This is a genomic window from Paenibacillus pabuli, from assembly GCF_039831995.1.
Classification (GTDB): domain Bacteria; phylum Bacillota; class Bacilli; order Paenibacillales; family Paenibacillaceae; genus Paenibacillus; species Paenibacillus pabuli_C.
In genome coordinates this window covers 388,514-402,757 of sequence record NZ_JBDOIO010000003.1, presented here as the reverse complement: position 1 = coordinate 402,757, position 14,244 = coordinate 388,514, and the positions used below count along the sequence as shown (strand labels likewise).

General features: G+C 46.0%; 12 protein-coding genes and 1 pseudogene. 5 read left to right on the top strand and 8 right to left on the bottom strand.

What is annotated here, in order from left to right:
• Nucleotides 1-204 precede the first annotated feature (204 nt).
• From ABGV42_RS04125 to ABGV42_RS04110, 4 genes are all read right to left on the bottom strand, one after another.
• A complete protein-coding gene (locus ABGV42_RS04125) occupies nucleotides 205-1,221 on the bottom strand; it encodes a glycosidase (protein WP_347380502.1) in 1,017 nt (338 codons plus the stop codon).
• Nucleotides 1,222-1,569: 348 nt separating this feature from the next.
• Nucleotides 1,570-3,180, bottom strand: coding sequence for an extracellular solute-binding protein (locus tag ABGV42_RS04120; protein WP_347380501.1), 1,611 nt, complete (start codon nucleotides 3,178-3,180; stop codon nucleotides 1,570-1,572).
• Nucleotides 3,181-3,217: 37 nt separating this feature from the next.
• Entirely contained in the window at nucleotides 3,218-4,129 is a 912-nt protein-coding gene (locus tag ABGV42_RS04115) for a carbohydrate ABC transporter permease (protein WP_347380500.1), read from the bottom strand.
• Nucleotides 4,130-4,145: 16 nt separating this feature from the next.
• Nucleotides 4,146-5,096 (bottom strand): ABC transporter permease, encoded by a 951-nt coding sequence (locus ABGV42_RS04110; protein ID WP_347380499.1) that lies wholly within the window; start codon nucleotides 5,094-5,096, stop codon nucleotides 4,146-4,148.
• Nucleotides 5,097-5,454: 358 nt separating this feature from the next.
• Here ABGV42_RS04110 and ABGV42_RS04105 point away from each other — a divergent pair, with 358 nt between their 5' ends.
• Nucleotides 5,455-5,679 (top strand): hypothetical protein, encoded by a 225-nt coding sequence (locus ABGV42_RS04105; RefSeq protein WP_347380498.1) that lies wholly within the window; start codon nucleotides 5,455-5,457, stop codon nucleotides 5,677-5,679.
• A gap of 13 nt (nucleotides 5,680-5,692) precedes the next feature.
• Nucleotides 5,693-6,973: a glycoside hydrolase family 125 protein gene (locus tag ABGV42_RS04100; protein ID WP_347380497.1), complete on the top strand. Its 1,281-nt coding sequence runs from the start codon at nucleotides 5,693-5,695 to the stop codon at nucleotides 6,971-6,973.
• 251 nt (nucleotides 6,974-7,224) lie between these two features.
• Here ABGV42_RS04100 and ABGV42_RS04095 read toward each other — a convergent pair whose 3' ends face one another.
• Nucleotides 7,225-7,680, bottom strand: coding sequence for a DinB family protein (locus ABGV42_RS04095; protein ID WP_347380496.1), 456 nt, complete (start codon nucleotides 7,678-7,680; stop codon nucleotides 7,225-7,227).
• A gap of 245 nt (nucleotides 7,681-7,925) precedes the next feature.
• On the opposite strand from ABGV42_RS04095, the gene ABGV42_RS04090 reads away from it, so the two are divergent.
• Both ABGV42_RS04090 and ABGV42_RS04085 read left to right on the top strand, forming a co-directional pair.
• A complete protein-coding gene (locus tag ABGV42_RS04090; protein WP_347380495.1) occupies nucleotides 7,926-8,564 on the top strand; it encodes a nitroreductase family protein in 639 nt (212 codons plus the stop codon).
• A 144-nt stretch (nucleotides 8,565-8,708) separates the two neighbouring features.
• Complete coding sequence (locus ABGV42_RS04085) at nucleotides 8,709-9,134, top strand: MarR family winged helix-turn-helix transcriptional regulator (RefSeq protein ID WP_347380494.1); 426 nt, start codon at nucleotides 8,709-8,711, stop codon at nucleotides 9,132-9,134.
• Nucleotides 9,135-9,220: 86 nt separating this feature from the next.
• On the opposite strand, the gene ABGV42_RS04080 is transcribed toward ABGV42_RS04085, so the two are convergent.
• Entirely contained in the window at nucleotides 9,221-9,391 is a 171-nt protein-coding gene (locus ABGV42_RS04080) for a DinB family protein (protein ID WP_347380493.1), read from the bottom strand.
• A 514-nt stretch (nucleotides 9,392-9,905) separates the two neighbouring features.
• On the opposite strand from ABGV42_RS04080, the pseudogene ABGV42_RS04075 reads away from it, so the two are divergent.
• A pseudogene (locus tag ABGV42_RS04075) lies at nucleotides 9,906-11,069 on the top strand (IS3 family transposase).
• Between the two features lie 105 nt (nucleotides 11,070-11,174).
• Here the strand turns inward: ABGV42_RS04075 and ABGV42_RS04065 are convergent.
• Together ABGV42_RS04065 and ABGV42_RS04060 are read right to left on the bottom strand one after the other, a co-directional pair.
• Nucleotides 11,175-13,475 carry a copper amine oxidase N-terminal domain-containing protein gene (locus ABGV42_RS04065; protein ID WP_347380491.1) on the bottom strand — a complete coding sequence of 767 codons (2,301 nt, stop codon included), beginning with the start codon at nucleotides 13,473-13,475 and terminating at the stop codon, nucleotides 11,175-11,177.
• 238 nt (nucleotides 13,476-13,713) lie between these two features.
• A complete protein-coding gene (locus tag ABGV42_RS04060; protein ID WP_347380490.1) occupies nucleotides 13,714-14,118 on the bottom strand; it encodes a VOC family protein in 405 nt (134 codons plus the stop codon).
• Nucleotides 14,119-14,244: the final 126 nt, after the last annotated feature.

Here is a 14,244-nt window from a genome sequence, read left to right as displayed (position 1 = left end):
CGTTCTTGCTGGAATGGAAGATAAATTTATATGTTTTGTTGTCCCTGCCCTGCCAAGCACCTAAATCACAAACCAAGTGGGACCTGTTGTACTGTCCTATTGTAGGTCGGTATCGTCTCAGCGTGAAATCGTCAGAATTATATGCTATCGAACCATAGTTATTCGTATATTTTGATGATCAAGCTTCACGTTAAGGGTTATTTTCTACTGCGCTTCCTGAAGGATATGCTCTACCAACTCATCCAGAGGAACTGTGGCGAGCGCAATCGCTGTATCCGTTACCCCGTAATAGATATAGAGTAGTCCGTCTTTCACTACATTTCCGGTCGGGAAGACGACATTCGGAATCTGGAATCCAAATTTCTCGTAGTACGTCTCCGGCTCCATAATGAAATCATGGGTCCGTGCAATGATCTTCTCAGGCTGCTCCAAATCCAGCAGCATCGCTCCAACACGGTAGACAATATCTTCATCAACGCCGTGATAGAGCACCAGCCAGCCCTTGTCGGTACGGATTGGAGGCGTAGAGCCTCCGATCTTCCGCGATTCCCATGACAGGTTTTCGGCGGTGGCGAGCAGCTTGGGCTCTTCCCAGTTCATCAGATCCTCGGAGTAGGTAATCCACATGGCCGCCTTCTCCGTCCCGTAGGCTTCTCCCACATATTCCTCGGGGCGGCGCAGCAGCACGAATTTGCCGCCTATTTTTTCGGGGAACAGAATATTGTCCCGGTCATTAATATCAAGAGGGGTCGTGTCCGCCACAAACTCCCAATCCAGGAGATTATTCGATTTCAAAATGGAGGACCGGGTCAGCCAATGCCCCTCCTCTTCTCCCCATCCCTCCGGATATTCCGGGATAGAGCGCAGGGGAACACCTGCACCGGTAGGGTAATAACTCATAGCACAAGGACGTAGGGCATAGTTCAGATAGAAGGTCCCGTCGATTTTGACTATCCGCGGGTCCTGCACACTGCCGTACGGGAATCCCAGCATATCAGGCGTCACAATGGGCTCATCCTTCACATGGGTAAAGTTTACGCCGTCTTCGCTCTCCAGCAATCCCAAATAGTTCTTGCATGGAGTCAGGGAACCTGCGGTGCGCTCAATCATATAAAATTTGCCGTTATCCATTATGACCGCCGGGTTGAAGACCGTAACTTTGCGCCATTCATAGCCGCCCGGGACAACAATAGGATTATTCGGATGTCTCGTAATTTGCATGTCTTTTCCTCCTGGCATTCATGTTCATGGTATAGTTTGATCGTCTGGACCTCATAAGGTTTCAAATAAAGCGCAACCGCGTCTCCGGAAGTCTTCACAGAAAATGTCACTCTCAAGCACCTTCGGACAAATCAGCCCAGCGGGTGGCAGCGGGATGAACCAGTAATTGCTGCCCAGCACTCCATCTGGGTGCTTCTCATAGTACTGCCAGCCGAAAGGCTGTACGAATTGTCCAGCTTTTCTCTCCAAGGGTCATGCGCTGCAGCAGGTCCTATACTCGATCTGCTACAGCGCGTATTTTGTCCCTATAAATCATGTCTTACAGTACCTTTCTGCTTAGAGGCAAGTTTAGTTGGACTTCCAACGGTCATACGCAGCCTGGTTGATTTCAGCCACACGCTCTCCGCCCATTTTCTTGACGGTAGCCACATAATTGTCCCAACCGGTTAGCGGCTCTGCACCGGTGATGAACTTTGCTTCCATCTGTTTCACATATGTGCTCAAATCCGAATTCAGGTTGCTGATTTCAGTCTGCTCTTCCACGGTGAGGAACAGCGTAGGGAACGGAATCCGTGCGCCTTGATCGAGAAGCTTCTGCTGGGTTTCCTGTTCTACCCAGAGATCAAAGTCTGTCTTCAGCCCTTTGCTAATATCATCCATGGACAGGGTCGGAGCAGGAATGCCGTAGTTTGGCGTCAGAGTGGCTCGATAATCTTCCATTTCCTTACCGTCCGGTACAGGCAAGTACTTCTTGACCCGGTTCTCTTTGTCGGTGTATTCCCAGAGGATGCCCTCCGGCCCTTTATTGAAGAACATGGCACCTTCATAAGAATAGAGATAATCCACCCAGCGCATCGAGGCTTCCGGCGCCGGATTGCTCTCCGTGATGGCAAAGGCACCCGTTGTTATTCCTCTGTTCTTCGCAATCGCCGGAGCATCAACCGATTCGCTGCGAACAGGTGCAAACATCGGATCTTCCGTCGAAGGCTCTCCGCCCTTGGACATGTAGGCATGCCAGTCGGAGAAGAGGGCGACTTGGTTGTTCTGTGCTTTGGCCTTCTTTTGCTCTGCTGTCTGCGAGAAGCTCTCATGATCCAGCAGGTCTTCGGACCATAGGCGGTTCATATAGGTCAAATATTCCTTGTAGCCTTCTTCAAGCGGTGTATAATGCACCTTATCCGCATCGTCCACGTATACCTCTTCTTCATAAATACCGAAGGCGCCTAGCAGCCAGGTACGGATATCCCGGAGGTTCGCAGCGGGTGTTGTCACCGAGGAAATGGGAATTTCATCGGCTATGCCATTGCCGTTCGGATCTTCCTCCTTCACACGCTTCAGGTAGGTATACAGCTCCTCTGTCGTTTCAGGAAGCTTGTCGATATTCAGCGCCTTTAGGAAGTCCCCGTTATACCACATCGGATTGCGGTACCAGTGCTGACTAAGTTCTACTACCGGCAAAGAATAGATATGACCGTCCGGTGCTGTGATTGATTTGCGGACATCCGGATTCTCCTCCAGCAAGGCCTTGAAATTCGGAGCGTATTCTTCGATCAGATCCTCCAGAGGAACGAGGATACCCTGTTCTCCGTAATTCATCTGCTCTGCAGTCGTCAGACCGGCAGCATAGAGAATATCCGGATAATCCCCGCTGGCGAGCACCAGATTCTTCTTGGTCTCGAAGCTGTCCTTCGGTGCATTCCTGTATTCCAGCGTAATCCCCGTCTTCTCCTGCATTTGCTGGAGTACCTTCATATTCTCCCAGTTCTGGATTCCTACATCCGGCGCCATAAGCGTGAGGGTTAGGGATTCATCGACAATGGGGAAACCCTCTTTATTCACAGTGACCTCTCCGGTACTGTTATTTGCTGCTCCTTCGTTTGAACTGCTGCAGCCTGCGAGCAGTGCAACAACTAGAGCCGAAGACAACAGAAGCTTCCATGGTTTGCGTGTGGTCCGCATGAATGATTCCTCCTTGTTATATACACATTCTAATCGTTCAGCCTTTAACAGAGCCAATCATGACCCCTTGGACAAAGTAACGCTGCAGGAAAGGATAGACTGCCACGATGGGCAGTGTGGAGACGACAATGACTCCATATTTGATGAGCGATGCCGTTTCCGCCTTATTATTCATGGCGGTTGCCACCTCGCTATTGATTGAAGCGCCCGTGGTTTCGGCCGACATTTCCTGAAGGACAAGGATCTGGCGCAGAACCATTTGCAGCGGATATTTGGCTTCATCATTCAAATAAATCAAGGACGGGAAATAGCTGTTCCAGTGGCCAACTCCATAGAATAAGGCCATAACGGCTATAATGGGTGCCGACAGCGGCAGAATAATGCGGATGAACAGCTTCAGATTCGTACAGCCATCAATGTGAGCCGCTTCCTGCAGTTCTTTTGGGATGGTCGTCTGAAAAAAAGTGCGGGCCACGACAATATTCCAGACTGAAGCGGCCACCGGCAGAATCAATGCCCACATGCTGTTGATGAGTCCGAGATTCTTGACCAGTAGATATGTCGGCACAAGTCCGCCGCTGAAGAACATCGTGAACAGAATGAGACCCATGAACAGCTGACGCCCGACAAAATCGGATCTGCTCAGCGCATACGCGGCCGGCAGGGTAACGGCGAGATTAACCAGAGTTCCTACCACCGTATAAATAATCGTGTTCAAATAACCATTCCATATCTTCGGGTTCTCGAAAACAAGCTTGTAACCATCCAGTGTCACATTTTTCGGGAACAGCCACATGGCTCCCGAATTGACGTCCTGCGGCGAACTGATTGAAGCACTGAGGATGTAGATCAGCGGATATAGAACAACCAGCAGTGAAAGTACCAAATAAATATAGGTGCTGATTACAAACAGCTTGTCTCCCTTGGATTCTTTCATGGCAGTAACCAAAGACTTCAACTCCTTTCTACCAGAGGCTGTTCTCACTGGTACGTTTGGCGATCTGATTGACAGTAATAAGCAGAATAACGTTGATTACCGAGTTAAACAATCCCACAGCCGTTGAGAAGCTATACTGGGCGTCCACCAGGCCGGCGCGGTATACATAGGTGGAGATCACATCGGAAGCTTCCATATTGAGTGAATTCTGCAGCAGCAGAATCTTCTCGAAGCCCAGGCCCAGTATATTCCCCATATTTAAGATCAGCATGATTGTAATGGTGGGCACAATCGTCGGCAGATTGATATGCAGCATCCGTTTAATCCGGCTTGCTCCATCCATAATGGCCGCTTCATGCAGCTGGGGATCTACACCGGACAGAGCCGCGAGATAAATGATGGTTCCCCACCCGGTGCTCTGCCAAACGCCCGAGAAAACATAGATTGTCTTAAACCAGGCCGGATCCGTTAGAAACTGTGCTGGTTGAAAGCCCAGAAACTCGATGAACCGGACAATCATTCCACTGGAAGGCGACAAAAAGGTAATGATCATGCCTGCCATAACAACAACAGAGATGAAATGCGGCGCATAAGTTACCGTCTGAACCGACTTCTTGAACGGACCGTTGCGTACCTCATTAAAGGCTAGCGCCAGAATAATTGGAAGCGGAAACCCGATCGCAAGTTCATAGAAACTGATGCTGAACGTGTTCCAGAGCAGATCCCAGAAAAAATAGGAATTGAAGAATCGTTCAAAATGGTCGAAGCCGACCCATTCGCTGCCGGTAATTCCTTTCGAAGGTACGAAATTCTTAAAAGCAATCTGAATGCCGTACATCGGACCGTAATGAAAAACGAGGAAATACAACAGCGCAGGAAGCATGAACAAATAGAGCTCCCAATTTTTCCAGATTCTTTTGCCAAGGGATTTGTTCTTCCATGAAGGATTTACGGATACTGCAGTATAACTCCCCTTCATTCCCCCACTCCTCTCTATGGTAGTTTTCGTTACATAAATTCATGTCTCACTTCGCATTCTGGCTGTTCCCTTTCATGCTAGCGCTTACAATTCAAAGTGTAGTGAAACTTACCTGACACAGTAAATATGTAGGTTGTGCATTGTCATGTTAGAGAGAGTGTAAATCCGCGCTGCTGCGGTACTTTTCAGCTTGCCGTAATGCAAATGCCAACCGATGGAGCATGTCTATAATATGTGAATTATGAACCTCTCTTCTCCCTGCAAAAGTTACATATTGTGATCGCCGGGCAGGTATGCAAATATTTGCTACGAATGCCAAGACTGAATCATTGACTGATGATATTAGGAGGTTTCTGTCTTGACCCGTACAACTGCCCACCTAATCTCCCACACTCTCTGGGACCGGGAATGGTATATGCCATACGGGCGTCATCATGTTCTGCTGGCGAAGCTGATGAACGAACTTCTGGAGATCCTGGAAAAGGACGAATATCAGATGAAGGAATTCTCCGCAGCTCCGTCGGCAAGGCCCAAATTGTCACCTATGCCCTGCAATCGGTACAACCCAACTTTAACAATATAGGAGGAGTTTGACTATGAACCTGCCATCTTCCATTACCGCGTATTTGAAAGAGGCCGACGAACGGCTTGCCCATCATCCAAAATTGCAAAAGCTGTTCCGCAACTGTTTTCCGAACACGCTAGAGACAACAACGAAGCTGCTTGAAGACGGTACCACCTTCGTATTCACCGGGGATATCCCGGCCATGTGGCTGCGCGATTCCACGGAGCAGGTGCGTCATTATATTCCTTTTGCCAAAAACGATCCCGAGCTGCAGCGAATTCTCCGCGGTTTAATTGCAAGGCAGATGTTCTATGTCAACATTGATCCATATACTAACGCCTTCAACGAAACGGCAAGCGACAAGCATTACCGGGCTACGGATGACTGCAATCTAAACCCATGGATGTGGGAGCGCAAATACGAGCTGGATTCTCTGTGCTTCGTTGTACAGCTGGCGTACATGTACTGGAAGGAAGCGGAACAAACGGATATTTTCGATACCGAATGCTACCGAGCGCTGAGCTCCATCGTGAACGTTATCGAAACGGAGCAGTACCACGGGGAGAAATCGCCCTACCATTTCATCCGGCAGACGCTTCAGGACACGGAGACCTTGTACAATAACGGACGCGGCATGCCTGTCAACTACACCGGTATGAGCTGGTCCGGCTTCCGCCCGAGTGATGATAGCTGCCAGTTCGGCTACAACATTCCCTCGAATATGTTCGCTGTGGTGATTCTGGACTATATCCGCGAGATTGCAAGCGTCGTCTATGAGGACGAAAGACTGGCGGCCCGGGCAGCGAAGCTGCGCAAGGAAATCGACTTCGGCATCCGGACGTATGGAATTGTGAATCACCCGAAATACGGCAGAATCTACGCCTATGAAACGGATGGATATGGTAATTATTCACTGATGGATGATGCTGGTACACCGGGATTGATATCCATTCCTTATATTGGTTATGTGGGTGTGGAGGATGAAATCTATCAGAACACCCGCCGATTTGCCCTCAGTTTCGACAACCCCTTCTACTTCGAGGGTAAACATGCCAAAGGCATCGGCAGTCCGCATACGCCAGGTGGTTATGTGTGGCATATGGCACTATCCATGCAGGCGCTGACAGCAGATAACGATGAGGAAATCAAAGGATTAATTGATATGCTGGTCCGGACCGATGCAGATACCGGATATATGCATGAAGGGTTCCACCCGGATGACCCCTCCGATTTTTCACGCGAGTGGTTCGCCTGGTCCAACAGCCTGTTTGCTACGCTGATCAGCAAAGCAATGGACAAGGGAATTGTTTAAGCCCTGCCTGCTGATCCGAACCCTCAAAAAAACACTACCGCAAAGAAAATATTGTACTGCAACTAAAAAAACCGCTGCGCCCCTTAAAATAGAAGAAGGGCTCAGTCGATTCAGGAGTAATGATCGAATATCTAAGCAAGGAGCTAGCAGCAGAAGCTCCTTGCTATTTTTTCAAATAGTTCAGCTATCAACTGTCATTCCCCGTTATTCAAAGCCAATCTCATTTGATGTAATAGTGCTTATTAGCCCCGTTAAAGCCTTGCAAACGTGATGTAATCGATTTGGACAGGCTCTGCCGATTCGATTCGAAGTGCACGGTTGATCTGTCCTCGGTGATACTGCCCATGTAAAATGACCTGTGACAGGATATCTCGGACGGACGTTTGGAACGGAACCCCGCTTTGGTTCGCATAATCGATCATTTCGTCCAACAGGGATTCATCAAGCCCTTTAATATAGACCCGATACTGCTCGGCGTTTTCTTCGAACATGGTCCGGATCACCGTGAGATCTTCCGCCTCCTCCCACAACGAATATTGCGCGCTGCCTTTGCCCTGCAATCGGGACAACCAGACCCGTTCAGCCACCGCGACATGCCTAACCAACTTCAACAGTTCCTTGTTCTTCATCTCGCTCTCCTGAAGCGCATCCAAGATGCGTTCGTCCGCCCAATACAGATGCTCCATCATGCGCTTGATTGTTTTCATTTCGATTTCCCTCTCTCTTCTCAGTGCTTATTTTCACCCGTTGAATTCTAATCAACTAGATTCGACAACCGCCTATTCTCTTCATTATGCAACTTAACAATATAAAATCTCAAATCATTATTGTAATATTTTAACACGAAAAAAATAGTTGAAAACAACTTAGCTTTCAATTGTATTTGACTTATCAACTATTGACTAATCAAATATTGATGCCTCAACTAATAGATAAAGGGAGAGTAACTATTATGAAAGCATACCAAAAAACAAACGACTTCAATGAAATTATATACGGACGCCGCTCTATTAAGACTTATGATTCATCCGTAAAAATCAGCAGAGAAGAAATGACTCAAATCATTAATGAAGCAAGCACTGCCCCTTCCTCCATAAACATGCAACCTTGGCGCTTCCTTGTTGTGGATACTCCAGAGGGAAAAGAGAAACTCGTCCCACTGTCCCGCTTCAACAAAGAAAAAGTGGCTCAAGCTTCTGCTGTCATTGCCGTGTTTGCGGACAAAAACAACTTCGATTATGCTGAAAACATTTATGGGAAAGCCGTTGAGCTTGGCTTAATGCCACAGGATGTTAAGGACTTTCAATTAAACGCATTCAAACCGATCTATAACAGCATGTCTGATGCTGAAATGAATGATGTCATTATGCTTGACTCGGGTCTCGTTTCCATGCAATTGATGCTGGTTGCCCGTGCGCATGGCTATGACACCAATCCAATCGGCGGTTATGAAAAAGATCAAATTGCCGAAGTGTTTGGATTGGACAAGGAACGTTATGTACCCGTCATGCTACTGACAATCGGAAAAGCTGCAAGCGAGGGATATACTTCTTACCGCCTGCCAGCCGAAGAAACCACATTCTGGGCTTAAGTTAAATCAGCTGCATGTTTTGGTGCGAGTAAGCACCAGATTGTGATATAGTTGCCTTTAGCTGCTGAATGTCTTGGAAGGGATTTGCCTTCGTTACCAGGCTGCTTTTCCAAGATATTCGGCACCATTCAAGGAGGGGCACACATGAATTGTTCACTGGAGCAAGAAAACTTGTTAATTCTACTTAAAAATATAAGTAATCAACTAAAACCCAAATTTGAACGTTGTACGGGGATCAGTTCCTCACGGTACATTCTGCTGTATCATCTCTATATTCATGAAGAGGTTACTCAAAGTCATTTGCAAAAGGCCATTCACATTGACAGTGCTGCCATTACACGCCATTTGAAGCAGCTGGAAGCAGATGGTTTGGTATCAAGAAGAAGAAATCCCATCGACCAAAGAGAAACGTTTGTCCGGTTAACTGAACAAGGACTCACGCATATTGCCAACTTTAAGCAGGATCGAAACCAGTTCGTTCACCAGATGATGCTTGATTTCAGTGAAGAAGAAGTCGCACTGATGACTGATATGCTCACACGTATGCAATTCAATATGAAAGATCTGTAAATGTAACGATGCCAGTCAACAATTTTGAGAAGCCAACTTGTTCTGGCTTTAACGATGCAAAGCTGTTGAAATCGTACAGCTAGCAGCTAACGTTTAGCCAAGTTCATTTTGGGTGGAATGTAACCCAGGTACCGGCCTATCTTTACGATTTTCCCCTGATGGTGAAATTCGTGGGTGATGGTGTGTGTAAATAACCATAATTCTGTTAATTCTACGCTGTCACTATACCAAGATGCTTGAACTTTAGGGGATAGCAATCTGCTTCATGGACATGCAAATTTCGTATAGATGCTCCACTTAATGTTTCAACTTCTCTCACGTAATCTTCCTGAGTTACCGTCTCACAATAACGAAATAATGATTCCCTGGTTTGTTGGATCATCCTATACTGAGTTTCAAAAATATCCATCTTCTCCCCACCTGTATTTGTACTTTATCCATTTTATTGCTGCATCTCTTTTTAATAATTCTGCACTGCATTTTTGACGTATACGGAAAATCTAACGCCTAATAAAGACTTTAAATGTCTATTATAACGATTATATTTTCATACGTAAGTAAATCTACTCTTAGTAGTTCGTCATCCAGTCAGGATCGGCATTGCTTTGTCCACTTTAGCCATTGGTACGACTTCTTGTTATCAACTTCAGTTTTGATGTTATACAAAAAAACAAAAAAGCCGCTATATTGGTATTATCCCCTTTTAGTAGACATGAGAAAAAAGACATCTGTTAAGATGAACTTAATCATGTAAACGAAGGGGATTTTTTCATGGCTAAAAAAGGTCAAACATACCGGCAGTACTCCTTGGAGTTGAAATTGGAGGCCGTCCGGCTGGTCAACGAAGAACATATGAGTATACGTGAAGTAGCGACGCGTTTAGATATTCAAAATAAATCTCAGGTACAAGTGTGGGCAGCCAAAGCGAAACAGGGAATGAGTCTAGAACCTGCTGCACCCAAACGGGGACGCCCTAGAACCAAGTTTTCCAGTATGGAAGAAGAGATGGCGTATTTGCGGGCGGAAATTGAATACTTAAAAAAGCAGTATCCAAATCTACACAAGGAGTGACGAGTAAAGCAGCCAGATTTCAAATCATTGAGGACCTGAGAGCACGCCATAGTCTGGCTTGGCTCTTGAAGTTAGCTGCGGTTTCCCGCTCGGGTTATTACAAGTGGAGAAAAAGCATTGCAGCAGCAAAAGAGCGTAGACACAAGGAACATGAACTAGAATCCCATTTGCTTGCCATCCATCGCGTGCATCCTTACTTTGGCTATCTTCGAATGACCGTTGCTTTACGACGGGAAGGCCTTCGAGTCAACCACAAAAAGGTGTACCGATTAATGAAACAATTAGGCATCTGTTCTGTCATTCGAAAAAAGCGTCGATTCTTTGGAAAACAAGCCTCTGTGGTGAACCCGAATCGGCTTGAGCGCCAGTTTCGGGCGGATACACCACGAACGAAGCTGGTTACGGACATTACCTATATTCGTGCTGGAGAACACTTTGTGTATCTCTCTGTTATTCAGGATTTATACAATAATGAAATTGTAGCGTGGCATCTTTCTGAACGAAATGACCTTGCTTTAGTTCATGAAACGCTGGATAGACTCCGTCAGCACGTGGATCTGAGTGGTGTAATCCTACACTCGGATCAAGGATTTCAATATACTTCGAAGCCCTTTAACCGTAAACTGAACCAGCTCGGCATGTTAGGCAGTCATTCCAGGCGTGGAAATTGCTTAGATAATGCTTGTACCCGAGTCTTTTTTCTCTCATTTAAAGACCGAGAAAATATACTTGAATAAGGCGGCAAACAAAGCAGAGGTTGAACAGCAAGTAAGCGAATACATATTGTTTTACAACCAAAACCGATTTCAGAAAAAACTAAACGACCGTTCCCCGATAGAATACCGGGAAACGGCCGCAGCTTAAATTTTGTCTTTTTAGAACTGTCTACTTGACGGGGTTATGACCATATTAGCGACTTTTAATTGAACCATATTCCTGTTCCTCGGCAATTTTATAAGAGACAACGACCTACTTCTCCATCGGAAGCGGTGTAAAGAGCAGATTAACCGGCAGGTTGCTTCCTGGCGCGGCCGAGAAAAGAATTGTTACACTTTCCGAATTGGATCCTGTGCGGTAGAGTACGCTCTGTTCACTCGAGTTGTTGACAGATATGCTACCATCAACAATTTGTACAAGCTGGCCGTTCACGAGCGCTACTCCAAAGTACTTTCCTCCACGCGGATTAAAAGAGATTAGTGTACGCGGTGCCACATTGCTGAGCGTGATTTTGTATAACACCCCAAAGTTACCTGCATTGGAAGCCTCAATGTAAGCCATTGGATCTGTTCCAACCAAATTCGGGTCACTAACGTTGTCTCCTAGGGGCAAACGTGCTGGTGTAGCTCCCACTTGCTGATCGTACGTTATGATACGTGTTGCATTCGGGTACGTGCCACGGTTGTGCACACCATCCCGATCAAGTACAGGAAGCGTCGGTAAAGCTTCGAACGGATCTTTATTTTCTTCAACCAGGATAACATTATAGTCCAGGGTATAATCGCTGAATGCGTCGGAATAGAGCGAGATTACTTGCCCTTCCTTCATTGGAGTTTTATTGAGTTCGGTCAAGATCAGCTTGCTTTCTCCAGGTTCTATATACTCTTTCTTTTGATCAGCTCCAGTCTGAATCGACTTGAACCATTTATCAATCGACAATTTGCCGGCTACGGTAGCAAACGGAGTAGGTCCAGCAAAGCCCATATTTTGTTGTTCGAATACTGCTGGATATGGGTTGTTGTTCGTTGCAATAACATACATTTTCACTCTTTTGCCTGTATTGTTCACATGGTGAATCATGAAACGGGTCTGCCCCGAAGATGATTCTTTATACACGATGCCTTCTGTATTAACCGTTTCCGGACTGTTGCTGCGGATGAGCAAACTTGCCTCATCTCTATAGGTATAAGGCACTTTCTCCATGGCAGTCACTTCGCCACCATTAAAGGTAAACTTCTGTCCAACCGGAGTGAAGAGTAAATTAAAATCCGAAAAATTATATAACGTCTCATCGGTTATGTTTATCACTTTGGAATACGTATTAGTAGCACCATGGTTGTCGGTAACGGTCAATGTCACCGTCTTGGCTCCAGGTTCAAAGAATGCAAGCGGATTGTTATCCCAAACCGTTTTCTCAATCTTACCTTCATCATCTGTACTTTGGTCGATATATGTTATTTTTTCGCCCATCTTATATTGTTCCTTGTCCGTTGTGAACAAAGCCACAGGAGGAAGATTAGGCTGCAAAACTTGAATTGTAACCGAATAGGGGTCGCTCCATTGACCGTTTGAATCCTGAACTTGATATGATATCGTATATGTACCAGCTTGATCAAACGATTCCTGACGACCTGTCCAGCGTTCGCTGGCAAGCTCCAGTCCATTTGGAGAGTTGTAGGAAGTCACATAATCCACTTGATCTCCCGCAAAAATTTCCTTCTGGGAAATTACAAAGCTTGCAACGGGTTTCTTATGTAGATTCAGCACCACTGTTTTCGCTGACTGATTCACCTTGTAGGAAATGTTGAGAGCTTGAGTAATGGAAGTTAACGGCACCATAAACGTATTTTTTTGCTGATACGCAGGGCCTTTCATTGTTCTGGACTCCCCATTAACGGTATAGACCTTGCTGTTCGTTTTAAATCGGAGCTCATTTTCACCACTGATAATGATGGTTTCCTTGGTTTTGTTATCGTATTTTACCCCGTACCCCACACGGTCCACCAGTGCACGGATCGCAACATAGGATACACCGTTTTTTACAGTCATTGGCTGGCCAGCAAGATACGATATCCCATCCTGATCCATTTTATTGCTATTCATGTACAATGTAAGGTCTCCACCTGATGTACCGGTAGTAGTCTGACCTGTTGAAGGCTGCTCGACTTGAGCTGGAGTAGCTGTCGTCTTGTCATCTTCTGAGGTTCCTTCCTGAATCGCAGAACCGTCCTCGGATTCATCCGTTGTTGTTTCTTTACCACTAGCAGGCGGATCATTTTCTGTCGCAGGTGTTGTCTCCACGCCCACTGATTTGGTGGCTTCGTTGCCTTCTTCAGAAGATTCAGCTTTTGAGGATGCTGTGCTGTTTTTTATCTTTATTTCATTCTCGGTAAGCGGCACTTCTTTCTTCATGACCTCTACTGATTCTACTTTGGCGGGCTGGACAACTGCTGCATCCCCTTGATCCACGGGTTGTGCGTTTGCTGAACCAACTGCAAATGCTTGCAGTACAGCTACAGCGGTAACTATGGACATATTTCTTTTCAGATTCATTCTTTGTTTTTTCCCCTTTCGCTCCCTCGCAAATTTCAATCTATTAAAAGTCATACTATTAAACGCACGAATCCGGAAAAAGTTACTAAATAATTTGTATATTATGGTTTTCGTACAGCTATTTTCAATAGAGATGCTGTTCATATAACAAGATTAGTGAGTCATTTCAAGCTCTTGTTCGTTAGATGATAAATTGAAAGCAGTTGATCTTGTTGATCAGCTGCTTTCAATTTATAAATCAACCTCTTCCGCTGAACCGTTTAATCGCTTCCTCAGTCACCGGCTGAAAGAGGTTAATGAGATTGCCGTCTGGATCACGGAACAACACAGCTCGATTCCCCCACGGCATTGTGGTTGGCTCCTTAACCCATTCATCGACCAATGGCTTCAAACGTTCGTATTCGGCATCGACATTATGAACGCGAAACTCGAGGATGACACTGCGATTGTCGCCAGCCACAGCGGAATCAACTCCGAACAATGGCACCGTCTGGGAGTGACCGATGGCCAGGGTGCACGATGGCACAACGAGTTCAGCAAAGACTGGTGCAGGACGTTCCGCCGAAACACCCATGACTTTCTCATAGAACTGGACAAGACGATCCACATCATCGGTAATAATACGTACAGAAGCAAATTTCATAAATACCATCCTTCCTTTTCATGAATCATAAAATAACGCTACTGACAACGGGATGTCAGTAGCGTTTTAATTTTGTATCCCTAACCTTGGGAAGCAGAAATAATTTCTCTAGCTTTAAAAAAAAGT

Coding starts and splice junctions, on each gene's coding strand:
- ABGV42_RS04125 (WP_347380502.1), bottom strand. CDS start 1,221: ATGCAAATTACGAGACATCCGAATAATCCTATTGTTGTCCCGGGCGGC.
- ABGV42_RS04085 (WP_347380494.1), top strand. CDS start 8,709: ATGAATTGTTCACTGGAGCAAGAAAACTTGTTAATTCTACTTAAAAAT.
- ABGV42_RS04110 (WP_347380499.1), bottom strand. CDS start 5,096: ATGAAGGGGAGTTATACTGCAGTATCCGTAAATCCTTCATGGAAGAAC.
- ABGV42_RS04090 (WP_347380495.1), top strand. CDS start 7,926: ATGAAAGCATACCAAAAAACAAACGACTTCAATGAAATTATATACGGA.
- ABGV42_RS04060 (WP_347380490.1), bottom strand. CDS start 14,118: ATGAAATTTGCTTCTGTACGTATTATTACCGATGATGTGGATCGTCTT.
- ABGV42_RS04095 (WP_347380496.1), bottom strand. CDS start 7,680: ATGAAAACAATCAAGCGCATGATGGAGCATCTGTATTGGGCGGACGAA.
- ABGV42_RS04120 (WP_347380501.1), bottom strand. CDS start 3,180: ATGCGGACCACACGCAAACCATGGAAGCTTCTGTTGTCTTCGGCTCTA.
- ABGV42_RS04100 (WP_347380497.1), top strand. CDS start 5,693: ATGAACCTGCCATCTTCCATTACCGCGTATTTGAAAGAGGCCGACGAA.
- ABGV42_RS04065 (WP_347380491.1), bottom strand. CDS start 13,475: ATGAATCTGAAAAGAAATATGTCCATAGTTACCGCTGTAGCTGTACTG.